This window comes from Glaciimonas immobilis (genome assembly GCF_011947285.1).
GTDB classification, from domain to species: Bacteria; Pseudomonadota; Gammaproteobacteria; order Burkholderiales; family Burkholderiaceae_D; genus Glaciimonas; species Glaciimonas immobilis.
In genome coordinates this window covers 21,793-35,957 of the sequence record NZ_JAAOZT010000009.1, presented here as the reverse complement: position 1 = coordinate 35,957, position 14,165 = coordinate 21,793, and the positions used below count along the sequence as shown (strand labels likewise).

Genomic DNA, 14,165 nt, shown 5'->3' with positions numbered 1-14,165 from the left:
TATTGACGCATTTCAATATCCCATAGCACGGTTCACGGTACTGCCTTATGGCAACACCGCCGACGACTGTGAGGCGCTGCTGCCTTGGAATTTACGGGTAGCTGAACAGGCACCTGCATACAGTTTTTTTGCCGCAAGTAACCTGGCTGACAGACCGCTTACGCTTCTGCGCAGCCGGGTCCCGCAGCGCGTCGGTTGATCCAGCCGGACCAGCGTGCCTGTTCAACCAGTGCCATATGCGGCACCGTCAGCGCGGCCAGCCCGACAAACAGCAATCGCATTAGGCCCGCCTCGATTGGCTGCGCGCGCATCCAGTATGCGGCAGTGCCGCCAAGGACGAGCGTGCCAAGCATGGGCAGCAGGGCGGCCCGGCCAAGCCGCGTCGCCGATTCCGCTCGCGCTCCCACATAGTGCCAGGTGCGCACGATGTGGCGGGCGCTGTGCATGATGCAAAAAAATACGGCGAATGCCAATAGCGGCGGCGCCAGCAGCGCCAGTGCCGCCGCTGCCGCCATTTCAACGCCGGTCAGCCAATGGGTGCGTTTTTGACATGCTGCTGCCACCGCAGTTGCCAGCAGCCACGGCCCGCTGAGTTCGTGTAAAACGCCAGCCAGCGCAGCAGCGCCCTGAGGTGACACTAGAAATGCAAAGAGGCGCGCCATCTCGCTGGCATGCAATAGCGCTGGCAGCAGGATGAATGCACCGCCATACAGCAGACGCGCCATGAACCGGGTGCCGGGTGCAAGGTCGCCCGAAAAGTGTAGCGCTGACAGCAGCAGGAAGCCGGCCAGCGATAGTTGTGGTGCATATTGCCACGCCAACAGCACCAGCAGCGCTGCACCCAGGTAGGCCAGCGCGAAGCGAAACCAGCCACGCAGCCCATGTACACCGTGCAGTTCCTCGGCGAACACCGTGTCGAGCGCGCCATGCGGCACCCCGAGCAGAAGAATCGGCGCGGCCAGTAGCAGGCCCGCCGCGCCGTCGGGCGCGAGCGCGACACCGGCGGTGGTGGTGGCGGCAACCCCGATGGCGATGGCGCAAAACAGCAGGCCCTGGATACGCAGCGCCGTCATGCGGGCAGCACCGCAGGGCGGCGCGTAGTCAGCTCTTTGAGCGCGACCGGAAGATGGCGCAGGAAAGGACGCGCAGGCAGCGCGGCAACGATGCGTGCGTAATCAAGCAGGGTACCCTGATCGTTCAGGAAGCGGGTCAGGCAGGCGCTGTCAACGGCCTCAAACAGGCGCAAAAAAAGCGTCGGTGCGATGCTCGGCCGGGCGTGCAGTAGCGACAGAAACAGGGCGTCGAACGTGCGCAGCAGTGGCGGGTCGGCTGCGTGTCCAAGCGGCAACATACCCTCGCCGAACTGGCTGGCGCAGCGCTCGGCCCAACGCTGGATGCGTTGGAATGCGTAGCCGGTCGCCGGGCGTGCTGCCCCTTGCAGTATGCCAGCGCGCACATAGGTTGGGTCGGGTTGGGCGACGGACGCTGGCAAGCCCATCGGCAGTATGCCGTGCTCGCAGCGTAGCACCTCGCATGCAGCACCGCCGGTGCGCGTGGCAATCGCCAGTGCGAGCTCTGAGGTGAGTTGCTGCGGTCCTAGTGGTACCGGCCCGAATTGTGTCACCTCGACCAGCGCGTGGTGCGTCGATAGCGGCAGCACATAGGTGAACAGGATGCGCGCCGGGTCGGTGCCGCGAAAATCCATCAGCGTCACGCAAGCCGGATCGAACAGCGCATCCGCGCAAGCAATTTCCTGGCCATAGAACGACTGCCAGAGTGTGGCGGTGCCTTTACGCGGTGCCAAACCGGCGCGGGTATCGATGACCAGCGCAGCCCGGTAGGCGCGATCCCTGCACGCGACATGCCAGACCCTGTCAGCCTTACGCGGCGCGCCGTCGAGAAACTCGCCGAGCAGCAGCGTGATGGCCCCAGTGCGTGCGATTACTTCCAGCGCCTCGGCGTAGAACGCGCTGGCGCTGATCCTTTGGTATGGCGTGGCGGCGCAGTCGACCTGGACTTGACCGGAATCGGTTTGCACCGTCAGTGCATTCCAGCGCTGCTGCACCAGGTGGCGCAGCGGCGCTGCTGGCTCGCCCCAGAAACACCAGGTACGGTCGTTGGCATAAGCGTGGCGCGCTTCGATGATTAGCGTACGCGGACAGTGCTCACCGAGCGCGGCCAGGTGCAGCGCCAGGCTCAGGCCAGCACAACCGCCGCCGAGAATAATGAGGTCGAAATCAGCGGCCATGCGGGCGTTCGTCGCGCGGTAGCGCATGAGGCAGGTCAGAAAAAGCGCTGTGCAATGCTGTGTCGTGCTCCCGCTTACTCCGCCAAAAGCCCGGCGTTAGCGAAGAGGTGAGCAGAGCATGCAGCGTCAGCGCTGCTTTGGTGCGCGCCGGGACTACCGCGCGCCCTCGCCAGAACGCATAGTCGATGCGCTGCAGATGCACGCCGATAGCCCGGTACAGGCGTGCCGCGACCAAAATGGCGGCGCGCGCGCGCAGTGGCAAGTAGGGTAAGCCCTGCTCGCCGCTGCGGTAATAGGCGTCGGCCTGCTCAAGCAACTCGGCTACGCAGCAGCGCAGGTGCGCTTGCAACGACGCGGCTGGATCAATCAGCTGCTGCGGCGCCAGTGCGCCGATCCGAGAGGCGGGCAGGTAGCGCCTTCCGGCGCGCGCATCTTCGCTGACATCGCGGCAAATATTGGTCAGTTGCATACCAATGCCGAGGTCGAGCGCGTGGCGCAGCGCCGCCTCGTCTCGCACGTCGAGTACTTGGCACATCATCAGTCCGACCGTACCGGCTACGCGGTAGCAGTAGCGCAGCAGGGCGTCGTCGTCGGCGATGCGCACCGGCTCCAGATCCGAGGCGACGCCCCGGATTAATTCAAGCATCAGCGCCACTTCGATCCGGCATTCGGCCATCAGGTCGAGCACGTCGCGCGTCGCCGGGTCGTCCGAGCGGCCGGCACCAATATCTGCGCTGAGCATGGCCAGAGCGTGCTGCGCATCTTCGACCGACGTTGCTTCGTCGGCCAGGTCGTCGACATGCCGGCAAAATCCGTACAGGCGCGTCGCGCGCGCGGCATGCAACTTGCTGAGCAGGTGGCCAGCCCAGTAGAAGCTGCGCCCCTTAGAGCGTAGCGCGTGGCTGGCGTTGGCCAGCGCGCACTGTTTGGCTGGGGTTGGCGTTAGCATCAGGGTGTCGCCGCCACGCCGGCGGGTGGAATCAGGGCATCAACGACCTTGGCTGAGCAGAGCACGCCCGGCAAACCAGCGCCGGGATGGGTACCGGCGCCGGTCAGGTAAAGGTTCTGAATACCTTCGGCGCGGTTATGGAAGCGGAACCAGGCCGATTGCCGAAACAGCGGCGCAACCGAAAACCCGGAACCATGCACGCTTAGGTAATCGTGCTTGAAGTCTTCCGGAGTCTTAAAAAAATCGGCGGTGATGCTATGCTGTAGTCCTGGTAGCAAAGTGGCATCGAGCGCGGCGACGATCCGGTCGCGCAGCAGCGGTCCTTGCTCACTCCAGTTGATGCCACCTTGCAGGTTAGGCACCGGGCACAGCACATAGAAACTGTCGCAGCCGGGCGGCGCGAAGCTCGGGTCGGTCGCGGTTGGCCGGTGCAGGTATAGCGAAAAATCGTCAGCCAGCACCTTACGCTCGAAAATGTCCTTTAGTAGCTCCCGGTACCGCTCGCCCATTGAAATGGTGTGGTGCGCGACGTCGGGATACGTGCGCGTGGTGCCGAAGTAGAGCACGAACAGTCCCATCGAATAATGCGCCGCGGCCAGCTTCAAACGCGCCGACAGCGCTTGCTGGCGCGGCTTTAGCATGGCCCCATACAAATGCGCCGCGTCCGCATTAGACACCACTAGGTCTGCGTCGAGCACTGCGCCGCCTTCAAGCTGCACGCCGGTGGCGTTGCCTTGTTCGACGCGGATCGATGCGACGGTACTGTTGAGCTGAACCAGGATACCCTGGCGCTGCATCAGTTGCCCCAGCGCCGCCGTGATCGCGCCGGTGCCGCCCATCGCAAAATGGACCCCGTAGGCGCGCTCCAGAAAATGGATCAGACCATAGATGCTAGTGGTATTGAAGGGATTGCCACCGACCAGCAGCGGCTGGATCGAAAACGCCTGGCGCAGTTTCGGGCTAGACAGATACCGCGACACCAGAGTCCACACGGTCTGATAACTGCCCAGCCCGATCAAGCGCGGGATTTGCCGCAGCATGGTCAACAGGCGGTCGAACGGCTGGGCCGACAGTTCGGTGAAGCCGACCGCAAAGATACGTTTCGAATGGGCGAGCAAGGCCAGGTAGCCGGCGCAGTCGCGCGGCTCGATGCGAGCGATCTCGGCCATGGTCTGCCCGAGCGTGCCGCCGTAGTCGAACGTGTCGCCGTCGGCAAAACGGAAGCGATACCATGGTGTGAGCGGCACCAGCGTCAGATGGTCGGACAGGCGCTCGCCGAAGAGAGCGAACAATTCTTCGAACAGGAACGGCGCTGTAATGACGGTCGGCCCGGCGTCATGCCGGAAGCCGTCGCGCTCGAACATCTGGGCCCGTCCGCCTAGCGCGCCGCCGCGTTCGAGCAACGTGACCCGATAGCCCTTGGCGCGCAGCCTGAGCGCTGCGGCAATGCCGCCAAAGCCAGCGCCGATGACGATGGCGTGTGTGCCATCATGCGTAATAGCGTCATTCATAGGCGCTGTGCCAGACGCCATATCAGCGTCGTGAGCAAAACACCGGTACCGTCCGGCAGCTCGCTGGCTGCGGCGGCGGCCCGCTCGAAATGCTGCTGCGCGAGTCGGACTGCGGCGGCGCGGGCGCCCACTTGCCCGCCTGCTTGCAGAAGCAACACGATGTTGAACGAGCGCGCGATCTTCAGCGGATTGGAATCGATACCGATGTCATCGATGTCGTCGATGATCTGGTATCCGACGGCGAAGCTTTCGGCAGCGCGCCGGGCGCTGGCAAGGCCATCGGCGCGGCCGCCAGCGAGCAATGCGAGTTCCGTCGGCAAGCTGAGCAATGCGCCCGACTTGGCCATCGCCATCGCTTCGTAGCTGGCAATGTCGTTGCGGACCGGACCGGCCAAATCCATGCATTGACCGTGGATTGCTTTGGCAATGCGCGCCATTGTCAGATTCAGCAACGCCGGCAGGAGGGCTACATGGGTGAACTCTCCAAGGGCGCCGTAAGCCGCGGCCAGCATCAAATCGCCAGCGCAGATCGCGGTGCTATCACCAAACGCCGACCAGACGGTGGCCACGCCATGTCGCAGCGTATCGCGGTCTTGCAAGTCGTCGTGAATGAGGGAGGCGTTGTGCAGTAGTTCTGCTGTCGTCGCCAGGGCCACGATGTCGCCAAATGCCAGATACAGGCGCAGCCCGGCGTGGATCGCCAGGCGGGCGCGTATGCGCTGGCCCCCGCTGCGCAAATGATAGGCAACGGCAGTGTCTGCGTTGGAGCGCGTGCTCTGTTCTTGAGAGGTGGCGCAGCGCAACAAATTGCGTTCGATGGCGTCCAGCAGGCGCTCGAAAGTAGCCGTCGAAGCGGCAATGGAAGGCGCTGGAATAAAAACCTGATGAGATGGTGAGGCTGCTTGCGCGTACATGGTTTTGCTCCGGCTACGAGGAAATTCCGCCGGGGCCAACGGCCCGGACGGATCAATATCGCAACTTTTAAGCATGCGCGTCAGCGGCGAGCTTGCGTCCCGGGGCGAGCACGGCGGTATCCACGTCGGCGCCAGACTTGCGTACCGCGATCATGTAGACCAGAACACCGAACACCGCTTTGGCCACGATGTCAGCGACCGTGTAGCCGATCTGAACGGCCGTGGTGGCAGCGCTGCCAGTGAAGCCGATCATCGGGAACACGAACACGACCGGATAGAAACACCATGATACGACCGTCAGCCAGCGTGCGGCGCTGACCAGGCCGCGCACCGATTGCGGCTGTGAGGCAATCGATTTTTTCAAACCGACAAACAGGTCAAAGACAATGAGTAGGAACGGGATCATGGCTAGCGACCACCAAAGCCAGCGCGTGCCGGACAGGCCGGAAATTTCACCCGGGTAGCCGAGCACGACCATCAGCACCGCCAGCAGGCCCAGCTTCGTTCCTTTTGCCACGGTTTCAGCCTGTGGCAAGCGCATCACGAGGATCAGTTCGATTAATAGCAGCGGCACCGTCAGCAGCCAATCGACGTAGCGGTAGGCATCGTTGAATTTGACGCCGGTGGCAGTGACTTGCCCTGCCAGAACGGTATAGGAAGCTTCCCACGATGAGAAAATACGCACGTAGTGATAGGCTGCAATCAATGTCACCAGACCAGTAACAGTGATTGCAGTCTTGTAGGGCGCTGCCACTTGTGAACGGCCCAGGAAAAAGAAAATTGTTGCCGCCCCCATGACGGCAATAGCAAATGAAAATGCGTTGTACACCAGTTCGAACTGTCCAACAGTAATTGCATCCACGTAAACTCCAATAATGGTGATTTAGCTAGTTGATTGCTGTGGTCTGAATGTAAGACGGATCCAGTGCAGATCCGCCAGCCTGTATCAAAGCCCTCATGCGCGCGCTCTTTTAGTACTACATTCGGCAGTACGCTCGGCGTCGACCACGGCGATGAAGCGCATGATCGCCGCGGTGTACGGTGTAATGCCGGTGAGGAAAACAATTGCTCCGGAGCGCATTTTTTACAATCTGCACTGCCATCGGGGACTCGAACTAGTTTGGTGATGCATTGAGTTACTCGATTGCAGCTTGGAGTGCGGTATCTTTGATGTCTTTGCGAGCGGCGGTGGCACACGTTTTGTGCTATCGCTGCTTGGTATCGATTTCAAAAGACTTAATGGGAATGGTTTTGCTCAGTAATGGACGTATGTCTGAGCCAATAGTTGCACGCGCCCGAAAAATAAGTGAACGGACCGTATTGAGCGGCATGATCAGTTGCTCTGCAATTTCCTGATAACTCAAGTCATCAAACTCGCGCAGCAGGAAGGCCCTGCGCATGCGCGGCGACAGATTCGCAACCGACTGCTCAATGCTGGCCACCAGTTGCACGCCGCACAGGTGCTCGTCCGGGCCGGGTACGCAGCCTTCCCAGCTTGCGTTTTCTTGCAGGGCCATCGTTTCGGTCAGCATATCCATCGGGATCGCGTTTTCGGCGCGCATCTGGCCGTCCCTGAAATAGGACACCGTCAGATTGCGCGCTATCGCGTACAGCCAAGTTGAGAATGCACTTTCGAAACGAAATCCGGGCAGGCTCCGATAAGCACGCAGGAACACTTCCTGCGTCAATTCCTCGGCCACTGCGGCATTGCGCACCGAGGCGTTAATCAGCGCGGCCACCCGGCGCTGGTATTTCGTCACCAGCACTTCAAAGGCGCGCAAGTCGCCGTCGCCAACGCACCGGATCAACAAGTCGTCTATTTTTCCGATCTCGGAAAGTTCGGGCCGCGGGTGCGCCTTCGGCTGCGTTAGCATCGTATTTACCTCCGGTAAATGCGTCGGGTGGAGCTGAGTACTTACATGTTTATGTTGGTGTTGTTGTTGAAAATATGTAATTGATAATAACCTCTTTTTCTTATTCATGTTGACGCAACAATTTATGGGCGTTGTTCAAAAACCGCCTTTTTTGGTGACGAAGGCGAGCGGACTACTTTCCCGCGAGTAATGGAATTTTGGTGTTCCAGGATTGACTCGTGGAGCCGACATACCTCCGGCTGCTCATGCTCGCTTTAGTGGAAGCGGGCGTGGTTGAAGTTTTAGCCTGTTCAGCTATCTGTTTTTATTAGACCGCTTTAACCAAGACAATTAACAAAAGGGCGTTCGATACCTGAGGCACCGACGCCCTTATCTACATCCCATCCAATCCGATAGACGTCACGCCATCAGGCGATGTGCGCAGTTATTTCGGATGCAGCAACGACCGCGACCGCGCATAACCAAAATACACGACCAACCCAATCAGCAACCAGCAGCCAAACGCAATCCACGTCAGCAATTGCAGATGCAGCATCAAAAATACACAAAATAAAATCGCCGCAAGAGGTACGAACGGGACACCCGGGCAACGGAACGGACGATGGATATCGGGACGCGTCCGGCGAAAAACCAACACCGCCGCCGAGATGAGCGTGAAGGCCATCAAGGTGCCAATATTCACTAGTTCCGCCAGCACTCCCAACGGCACCAACGCACTGATCAGCGCAACGAGTATCCCCACCAGCCAGGTATTAAAAAATGGCGTGGCAAAACGGGGATGGACCTTGGACAGGCGTTGCGGCAACAATCCGTCTCGTGACATCGCAAACACAATGCGGGTCTGGGCGTAAGTCATGACCAGAATCACCGTCGTCATGCCGATAATTGCGCCCAGATCGATAAACCCGGCGACCCAGTTTTCACCAGCGTATTGCAAGGCTAGCGAGATCGGATGATCGACGCCCAGAAATTTCTCGTAAGGGACGATCCCGGTCATGATGGCAGAGACGATGACATACAAAATCGTGCATATTGTCAGCGACGCGATAATGCCGATGGGCAAATCGCGGGAGGGGCGCTTGACCTCTTCCGCCGCTGCCGTTAAGGCATCAAATCCGATGAACGCAAAAAATACGATGGCTGCGGCATTGAAAACGCCTTGATAGCCGAAGGGTAAAAACGGTTCCCAGTTGGCCGGCTTAACATGGTTGGTACCCACCACTATAAACAAAACGACGACGCTGATTTTAATAAATACCATGATGTTATTGGCACGTGCGGACTCGCGCACGCCGATGGATAGCAGGGCTGTCACAACGATCATGATCATGAACGCGGGCAGATTGAACCAGGTCTCGACACCGGGTACCGCGCCCGGGGCCGCACTCAACAGCGCGGGGAGATGGAGGCCAAATCCGGACAACAGCGACTGGAAATAACCGGACCATCCGACCGATACTGTCGCCGAGGCCAGCCCGTATTCCAGCAGCAAGTCCCATCCAATCATCCACGCAATTAGCTCACCCATGGTGGCATAACTATAGGTATAGATCGAACCCGAAACCGGTACCGTTGAAGAAAATTCGGCGTAACACAATGCCGCAAGTCCGCTGGCAACGGCGGCCAGGATAAACGCCAGCGGTAAGCCGGGACCGGCAAGTAGCGCGCCAGTGCCGGTTAATACAAATATACCCGTGCCGACAATCGCACCGATACCCAGCAAGGTCAGGTCAAGGGGACCGAGCGTGCGCTTTAGTCCGCTAGTATTATTTTTACTATCGAGAATCATCTGGTCGAGATTCTTGGTACGAAATAAACTCATGAAACTTCTCCTGTGAAGATATTACGGTGTCTCAATTGCCCAATAATTTTGAGATCTGTTTGGTAGAGGGGCGAAAACCCGGGACAAAACATCGCCGAAGCAACCGTCAGACATGGAGGCGGTGTGCGGATAGTTTGCGACGCTGGGTTGAGTGAGATGCTGGATAGGAAAAGGCAGGTTGGAGATACGATGAGCAATAGACCGCGGCGAGAGGCTTCGCCTGCTTCATCGTTGGCAATGACAAAGCAGGAGCATCAAAAGAATAAGTATTTCCGCATAGAAATATTTATCTTATTCTCTCACGCCCTGATCATCTATTGCATGCTAGAAAAATTAAGTTAAAGCTTTTGCGCGTTTTATGACAGTTTGCCGACGCAAAACATAGAGGTCAGTTGGCATTGAAGCCATAGTCGCGCACGATATGTGCGATGCGGACTTTATATTGGGCTTACCAGTTAGTCCGGCCAAATTTTTGTGCGACCAGATGATCGGCGTTGCCCTTCCAGGCATGAATAGCGTCAAGCGAGGCCTAGTAAGAAACGGTGATGCCCACAGATTCGCGGGCAGACCCGATACCGAGAAAGCGCGGTTGTTGCGCTGCAAGGGATACCATCCGGTCCGCCATGGCGTCGTATTCCTGATCGTCTGGGGATATTAGGCTGGTGAATATAACGGCGTAATACGGCGCAACGGGCGTCGCTGCAATCATCTCACAACCTTTTTGGGCTTTAACCTTGCCTAAGCCTTAATAGGCCGAATGCGTCTGAAAACGATAAATTTTATCCGCATCCAGACGCCGCGTAAGCACGCCGTCAAACCACAGCTTATGTAAATGTGCCAATGCTTCACCCAGCGCAAACGTCATCTGGTGCGCGTCCAGCGCTCGCGGGAACATGATCGGCACGATATCGCTGGCAGATCGCGGCGTGGCGCAAGCCGTCACCACCTCCGCCAGTCGGTCCTGATGATGCGTATTAAGCTGCTCGATGCGCGTATGTAAGCCGCGGAACGGCTTGCCGTGGGAAGGCAATACCAAGGTGTTAATGGGAAGATTACGATATTTTTCGAGCGAATCGAGATATTGTTGCACCGGGTTCGACTCAGGTTCGATAGCGAACACGGACACATTGGTAGAAATCCGCGGTAACACCATATCGCCCGCAATCAACACTTCCAGATCGGCGCAATAGAGCGCGACATGTTCGGGGGCGTGACCAAAGCCGGTGATCACCCGCCATTCATGCGTACCGATACGCAACCTCTGCCCATCCGCCAGTCGGTGGTACGCATGTGGAACCGCCGGAACCATGTCGGGATAATACGATTTGCGCTGAGAGACTTTCGCAATTATTTCGGGATCACGCATGCCATGCATCTCAAAATGCGGCAGCATTGCGCTACCATCAGCGCCGGGCAATCCAGCCGACATCATCCGCGCCGAAAAATATTCGCCAGTACTCATCCATAACGGTGCCTGCCAGCGCTGACAGATCCAGTCCGCCGAACCGATATGGTCCGGATGACAATGCGTTACCAGCACGCGGAGTACCGGCAAGCCCTCCAGTTGCGTGGCAAAAATGTTTTCCCATGCAGAGCGCGTCGCCTCATTGGCAATCCCGCAATCAATGATCGTCCAGCCTTTTTGGACGCCGTCCGGGGTATCGATACTATCTTTCAGCAGCCATAAGTTGATGTGATTCAGCGCAAATGGCAGGCCCATGCGTAGCCAGCGTACGCCGGGGGCGACATCCAGCGTATGGCCGATGTCGGGTAACGTATCCGCAAATGCATAGTCCAGTTGGGCTTCGAGGGGATTCATTCAGTGCATCCTTATTATGCGATCAGTCCACATTGTCTTGATCGGTTCAACCTGCAAAGCCGCCCTCAGTCACCCAAATCTATCGTCGCCGCCAGCGGTGCGGAGCAGGGGGCGTCATAGTGCGATACCACCCAGGCGCGCGAACCGTGCCCGGCCATTTTATCTAAAAACTGCATCACAAAATTAATCGACGCCTTATCGAGTGCCGCAAACGGATCGTCCAGCAGTGTGACTACGGCACCGGAAGCGAACGCGGCAGCAAGCCAGACTTTGCGCTTTGATCCAGTCGATAGCATATACAGATTCTTCTCCAGATGCGGCGTCAGCGATAAACCCTCGATCAAGTCGGTCAAAAGGGTCTCGTCAAAATCCGGGTAGAGCAACTTCATGGAGGTGAAGTAGGCGATTGGTGTCATCTGATCAAAAGCTTCTGATCGCGCATCGGTCCAGAATAGTTGTCGTCGATAAGCTGCCGGATCGTCGGCTAAATCAATGTCATTAATCTGCAATCTCCCCGCATCAGCAGGCAACTCGCCGGCCAAAAGGCGCAACAAGGATGTTTTGCCAGTGCCGTCACCACCACGGATTAATGTGACTCCCGGCGGAATACGCATCGCCCAATCGGTGAACAGCAAATTGTGCGGATAGCGGAAGGTCAATCCATCGACTTGCAGGATCGTTGTGGCGGGAATAATGGAATGGTCGATAAGTCGGCCTCTTTCAGATTAAGGATGTGCGGCATTGTAAAAAAACGGCGCGCTGTTTGTCAAACGCCTGGATATTGCCGGGTGCATTGATGTAAGGGCGATTTTAAGTTTTGCCTTAAACCCGCGCCTCAACTTCTGTATATCAACTGCCACGGTTGGTGGTCAATTTTTTTGTTACCTATAAACAGACAATTTATAGGGTAAATTTTAACCGTGAATCTTTATGGTGTATCAAACCATATTAAATTTCGGCGAGATCACAGGGGTCACCTCGCACCAAATAGCCAAGGCAATTCTGCAGTCTCAGCCAAACTAATCAACACAAAATTCAGTTGACGTTAACGTTAACTGCGGATAAATTAACGCATTCGGATTAAAGCCGTCATGAGCGGTCTCCTTTCAACATTTTTTCGTAAGCCTTAACATCTTTTTCAAGCCCACTACCGCTCCAACTATGCCGACTTATACCATTACCGAACTTGCACGCGAATTTGATATCACGCCACGGGCTATCCGGTTTTATGAAGATCAAGGCTTATTGAGTCCGGCGCGGGAGGGTGCGGGCGGGCGTAACCGGGTGTATGCAGCGCGTGAGCGGATTCGCCTGAAGCTGACTTTGCGGGGAAAACGTCTTGGTTTGACGTTGCTGGAAATCAAAGGTCTGGTCGATATGTACGATTCGCCCAAGGATACTGCCGGGCAGTTGGAGCGCTTCCAGGCCGTCTTGGCGCGGCATCGCCAATTGCTGGAACAGCAACGCGAAGACATTGATGTCACCCTCGCGGAAATTCTGATCCATGAGAACGAGTGCGCAAGATTATTGAAAACTGATCAATTTAGCAAGCCAAAGGATAGCCCGGAAAAAGCAGCTTAATTTCCACAAAAGCAATTTGTTATCTCGGGCAAAAGTTGATATTTAATAAATTGGTAATGGGAACAGGGTATTCCCCATTCGCCATCACGGAGAAGACAAGATGGTGCATTTAAACGGTTTGAATTTTGATCATGGCGAAGATATTGCGGCACTACGCGAGACGATCCAGCAGTTTGCTGCGGCGGAAATCGCGCCGCGGGCAGCGGAAATAGATCGAACTGATCAGTTTCCGATGGATTTGTGGAAAAAAATGGGCGATTTAGGCTTGTTGGGCATCACCGCTGACGAGGCCTATGGCGGCATCGGCATGGGTTATCTGGCCCATATCATCGCGCTGGAAGAGATTTCACGGGCCTCGGCTTCGGTCGGATTGTCCTACGGCGCCCATTCCAATCTTTGCGTCAACCAGATCAGCCGCAACGGATCGCCTGAGCAAAAAGCCAAATACTTGCCAAAATTGATTTCAGGCGATCACGTCGGTGCACTCGCCATGTCCGAGCCTAACGCTGGTTCCGATGTCGTCAGCATGAAGCTGCGGGCAGATTTAAAGGGTGACCGTTGGATCTTGAATGGCACAAAAATGTGGATTACCAACGGTCCCGATGCAGACGTTCTCGTTGTCTACGCTAAGACCGATCTGGCGGCTGGCACGCGTGGCATGACTGCCTTCTTGGTCGAAAAGACATTTAAAGGATTTAGCGTCGCGCAAAAGCTGGATAAGCTCGGCATGCGTGGATCGCACACCGGCGAACTGGTGTTCCAGGATTGCGAAATCCCGCTAGAAAATGTCCTCGGCAGCGTCGGTAAAGGCGTCAATGTGCTGATGTCAGGCCTCGATTTTGAGCGCACCGTCTTGTCCGGCGGCCCGCTCGGCATCATGCAAGCGTGTATGGACGTCGTCGTGCCTTACGTGCATGACCGCAAGCAATTTGGACAAGCCATTGGTGAATTTCAGTTGATGCAGGGCAAACTGGCCGATATGTACTCGACCATGATGGCGTGCAAAGCCTACGTCTACGCCGTTGGTCAGGCTTGCGACCGCGCCAAAACCCCGGAAGCTGCCCGTGCTCTGCGCAAAGATGCCGCCGGTGCAATTTTGTATTCCGCCGAAAAAGCTACGTGGATGGCAGGTGAAGCGATCCAGACGCTGGGCGGTAACGGTTACATTAATGAGTACCCGGTTGGTCGTCTATGGCGCGATGCAAAATTATATGAAATCGGTGCCGGTACCAGTGAGATTCGTCGTATGCTGATTGGCCGCGAGCTATTCTCCGAAACGGCATAATTTGGTGGGTTCTGCCCCGTCCGCGGGGTGGGATCCAGTAGCGCTAACCCAATAAATTTTACTAAATTAGCGCTTACGTAAAGCCGTCTTAGCGATCGTTAACGCGCTTGCCATAGAAAGTATACTGGCATAAAGCGCGTAGATGGGACATGGGGTTGGCGG

At 57.1% G+C, this 14,165-nt stretch carries 13 protein-coding genes and 1 pseudogene; 2 read left to right on the top strand and 12 right to left on the bottom strand.

Going from position 1 to position 14,165, the window contains the following annotated elements; genetic code table 11:
• Positions 1-158: 158 nt before the first annotated feature.
• The 12 genes and pseudogenes from HAV38_RS14445 to HAV38_RS14395 form a co-directional block, all read right to left on the bottom strand.
• Complete coding sequence (locus tag HAV38_RS14445; protein WP_168056101.1) at positions 159-1,073, bottom strand: Brp/Blh family beta-carotene 15,15'-dioxygenase; 915 nt, start codon at positions 1,071-1,073, stop codon at positions 159-161.
• Entirely contained in the window at positions 1,070-2,275 is a 1,206-nt protein-coding gene (locus tag HAV38_RS14440; protein WP_209216748.1) for a lycopene cyclase family protein, read from the bottom strand. Before HAV38_RS14440 ends, HAV38_RS14445 begins: the two co-directional genes overlap by 4 nt.
• Complete coding sequence (locus HAV38_RS14435; RefSeq protein WP_168056099.1) at positions 2,238-3,197, bottom strand: phytoene/squalene synthase family protein; 960 nt, start codon at positions 3,195-3,197, stop codon at positions 2,238-2,240. Before HAV38_RS14435 ends, HAV38_RS14440 begins: the two co-directional genes overlap by 38 nt.
• The gene (gene crtI / locus HAV38_RS14430; protein ID WP_168056098.1) at positions 3,197-4,708 is read right to left on the bottom strand and encodes a phytoene desaturase family protein; all 1,512 of its coding nucleotides are present in this window, start codon (positions 4,706-4,708) and stop codon (positions 3,197-3,199) included. Before crtI ends, HAV38_RS14435 begins: the two co-directional genes overlap by 1 nt.
• Positions 4,705-5,697, bottom strand: a complete 993-nt coding sequence (locus tag HAV38_RS14425; RefSeq protein ID WP_168056097.1) for a polyprenyl synthetase family protein — start codon at positions 5,695-5,697, stop codon at positions 4,705-4,707. Before HAV38_RS14425 ends, crtI begins: the two co-directional genes overlap by 4 nt.
• On the bottom strand, positions 5,690-6,484 hold the full coding sequence (locus tag HAV38_RS14420) for a bacteriorhodopsin-like (protein ID WP_168056096.1): 795 nt from the start codon (positions 6,482-6,484) through the stop codon (positions 5,690-5,692). The genes HAV38_RS14425 and HAV38_RS14420 overlap by 8 nt, the downstream gene beginning before the upstream one ends.
• 93 nt (positions 6,485-6,577) lie before the next feature.
• Positions 6,578-6,703 (bottom strand): hypothetical protein, encoded by a 126-nt coding sequence (locus HAV38_RS22125; protein WP_260326393.1) that lies wholly within the window; start codon positions 6,701-6,703, stop codon positions 6,578-6,580.
• Positions 6,704-6,827: 124 nt separating this feature from the next.
• The gene (locus HAV38_RS14415) at positions 6,828-7,496 is read right to left on the bottom strand and encodes a sigma-70 family RNA polymerase sigma factor (protein WP_245182381.1); all 669 of its coding nucleotides are present in this window, start codon (positions 7,494-7,496) and stop codon (positions 6,828-6,830) included.
• A gap of 424 nt (positions 7,497-7,920) precedes the next feature.
• Positions 7,921-9,318: a branched-chain amino acid transporter BcaP gene (bcaP, locus tag HAV38_RS14410; RefSeq protein WP_168056095.1), complete on the bottom strand. Its 1,398-nt coding sequence runs from the start codon at positions 9,316-9,318 to the stop codon at positions 7,921-7,923.
• 448 nt (positions 9,319-9,766) lie between these two features.
• Positions 9,767-10,027: pseudogene (locus HAV38_RS14405) on the bottom strand (antibiotic biosynthesis monooxygenase family protein).
• Positions 10,028-10,063: 36 nt separating this feature from the next.
• Positions 10,064-11,137 carry an MBL fold metallo-hydrolase gene (locus HAV38_RS14400; protein WP_168056094.1) on the bottom strand — a complete coding sequence of 358 codons (1,074 nt, stop codon included), beginning with the start codon at positions 11,135-11,137 and terminating at the stop codon, positions 10,064-10,066.
• 65 nt (positions 11,138-11,202) lie between these two features.
• Positions 11,203-11,796, bottom strand: a complete 594-nt coding sequence (locus HAV38_RS14395) for an ABC transporter ATP-binding protein (protein ID WP_245182380.1) — start codon at positions 11,794-11,796, stop codon at positions 11,203-11,205.
• Positions 11,797-12,298: 502 nt separating this feature from the next.
• Here HAV38_RS14395 and HAV38_RS14390 point away from each other — a divergent pair.
• Together HAV38_RS14390 and HAV38_RS14385 are read left to right on the top strand one after the other, a co-directional pair.
• Positions 12,299-12,718 (top strand): MerR family transcriptional regulator, encoded by a 420-nt coding sequence (locus tag HAV38_RS14390; RefSeq protein ID WP_168056093.1) that lies wholly within the window; start codon positions 12,299-12,301, stop codon positions 12,716-12,718.
• Between the two features lie 100 nt (positions 12,719-12,818).
• The gene (locus tag HAV38_RS14385; protein ID WP_168056092.1) at positions 12,819-14,003 is read left to right on the top strand and encodes an isovaleryl-CoA dehydrogenase; all 1,185 of its coding nucleotides are present in this window, start codon (positions 12,819-12,821) and stop codon (positions 14,001-14,003) included.
• Positions 14,004-14,165: the final 162 nt, after the last annotated feature.

Bases quoted from the DNA above. Each gene is read 5' to 3' on its own strand.
- crtI (WP_168056098.1), bottom strand. From the start codon at position 4,708: ATGAATGACGCTATTACGCATGATGGCACACACGCCATCGTCATCGGC.
- HAV38_RS14425 (WP_168056097.1), bottom strand. From the start codon at position 5,697: ATGCTTAAAAGTTGCGATATTGATCCGTCCGGGCCGTTGGCCCCGGCG.
- bcaP (WP_168056095.1), bottom strand. From the start codon at position 9,318: ATGAGTTTATTTCGTACCAAGAATCTCGACCAGATGATTCTCGATAGT.
- HAV38_RS14415 (WP_245182381.1), bottom strand. From the start codon at position 7,496: ATGCTAACGCAGCCGAAGGCGCACCCGCGGCCCGAACTTTCCGAGATC.
- HAV38_RS14400 (WP_168056094.1), bottom strand. From the start codon at position 11,137: ATGAATCCCCTCGAAGCCCAACTGGACTATGCATTTGCGGATACGTTA.
- HAV38_RS14440 (WP_209216748.1), bottom strand. From the start codon at position 2,275: ATGCGCTACCGCGCGACGAACGCCCGCATGGCCGCTGATTTCGACCTC.
- HAV38_RS14390 (WP_168056093.1), top strand. From the start codon at position 12,299: ATGCCGACTTATACCATTACCGAACTTGCACGCGAATTTGATATCACG.
- HAV38_RS22125 (WP_260326393.1), bottom strand. From the start codon at position 6,703: ATGCGCTCCGGAGCAATTGTTTTCCTCACCGGCATTACACCGTACACC.
- HAV38_RS14435 (WP_168056099.1), bottom strand. From the start codon at position 3,197: ATGCTAACGCCAACCCCAGCCAAACAGTGCGCGCTGGCCAACGCCAGC.
- HAV38_RS14385 (WP_168056092.1), top strand. From the start codon at position 12,819: ATGGTGCATTTAAACGGTTTGAATTTTGATCATGGCGAAGATATTGCG.
- HAV38_RS14445 (WP_168056101.1), bottom strand. From the start codon at position 1,073: ATGACGGCGCTGCGTATCCAGGGCCTGCTGTTTTGCGCCATCGCCATC.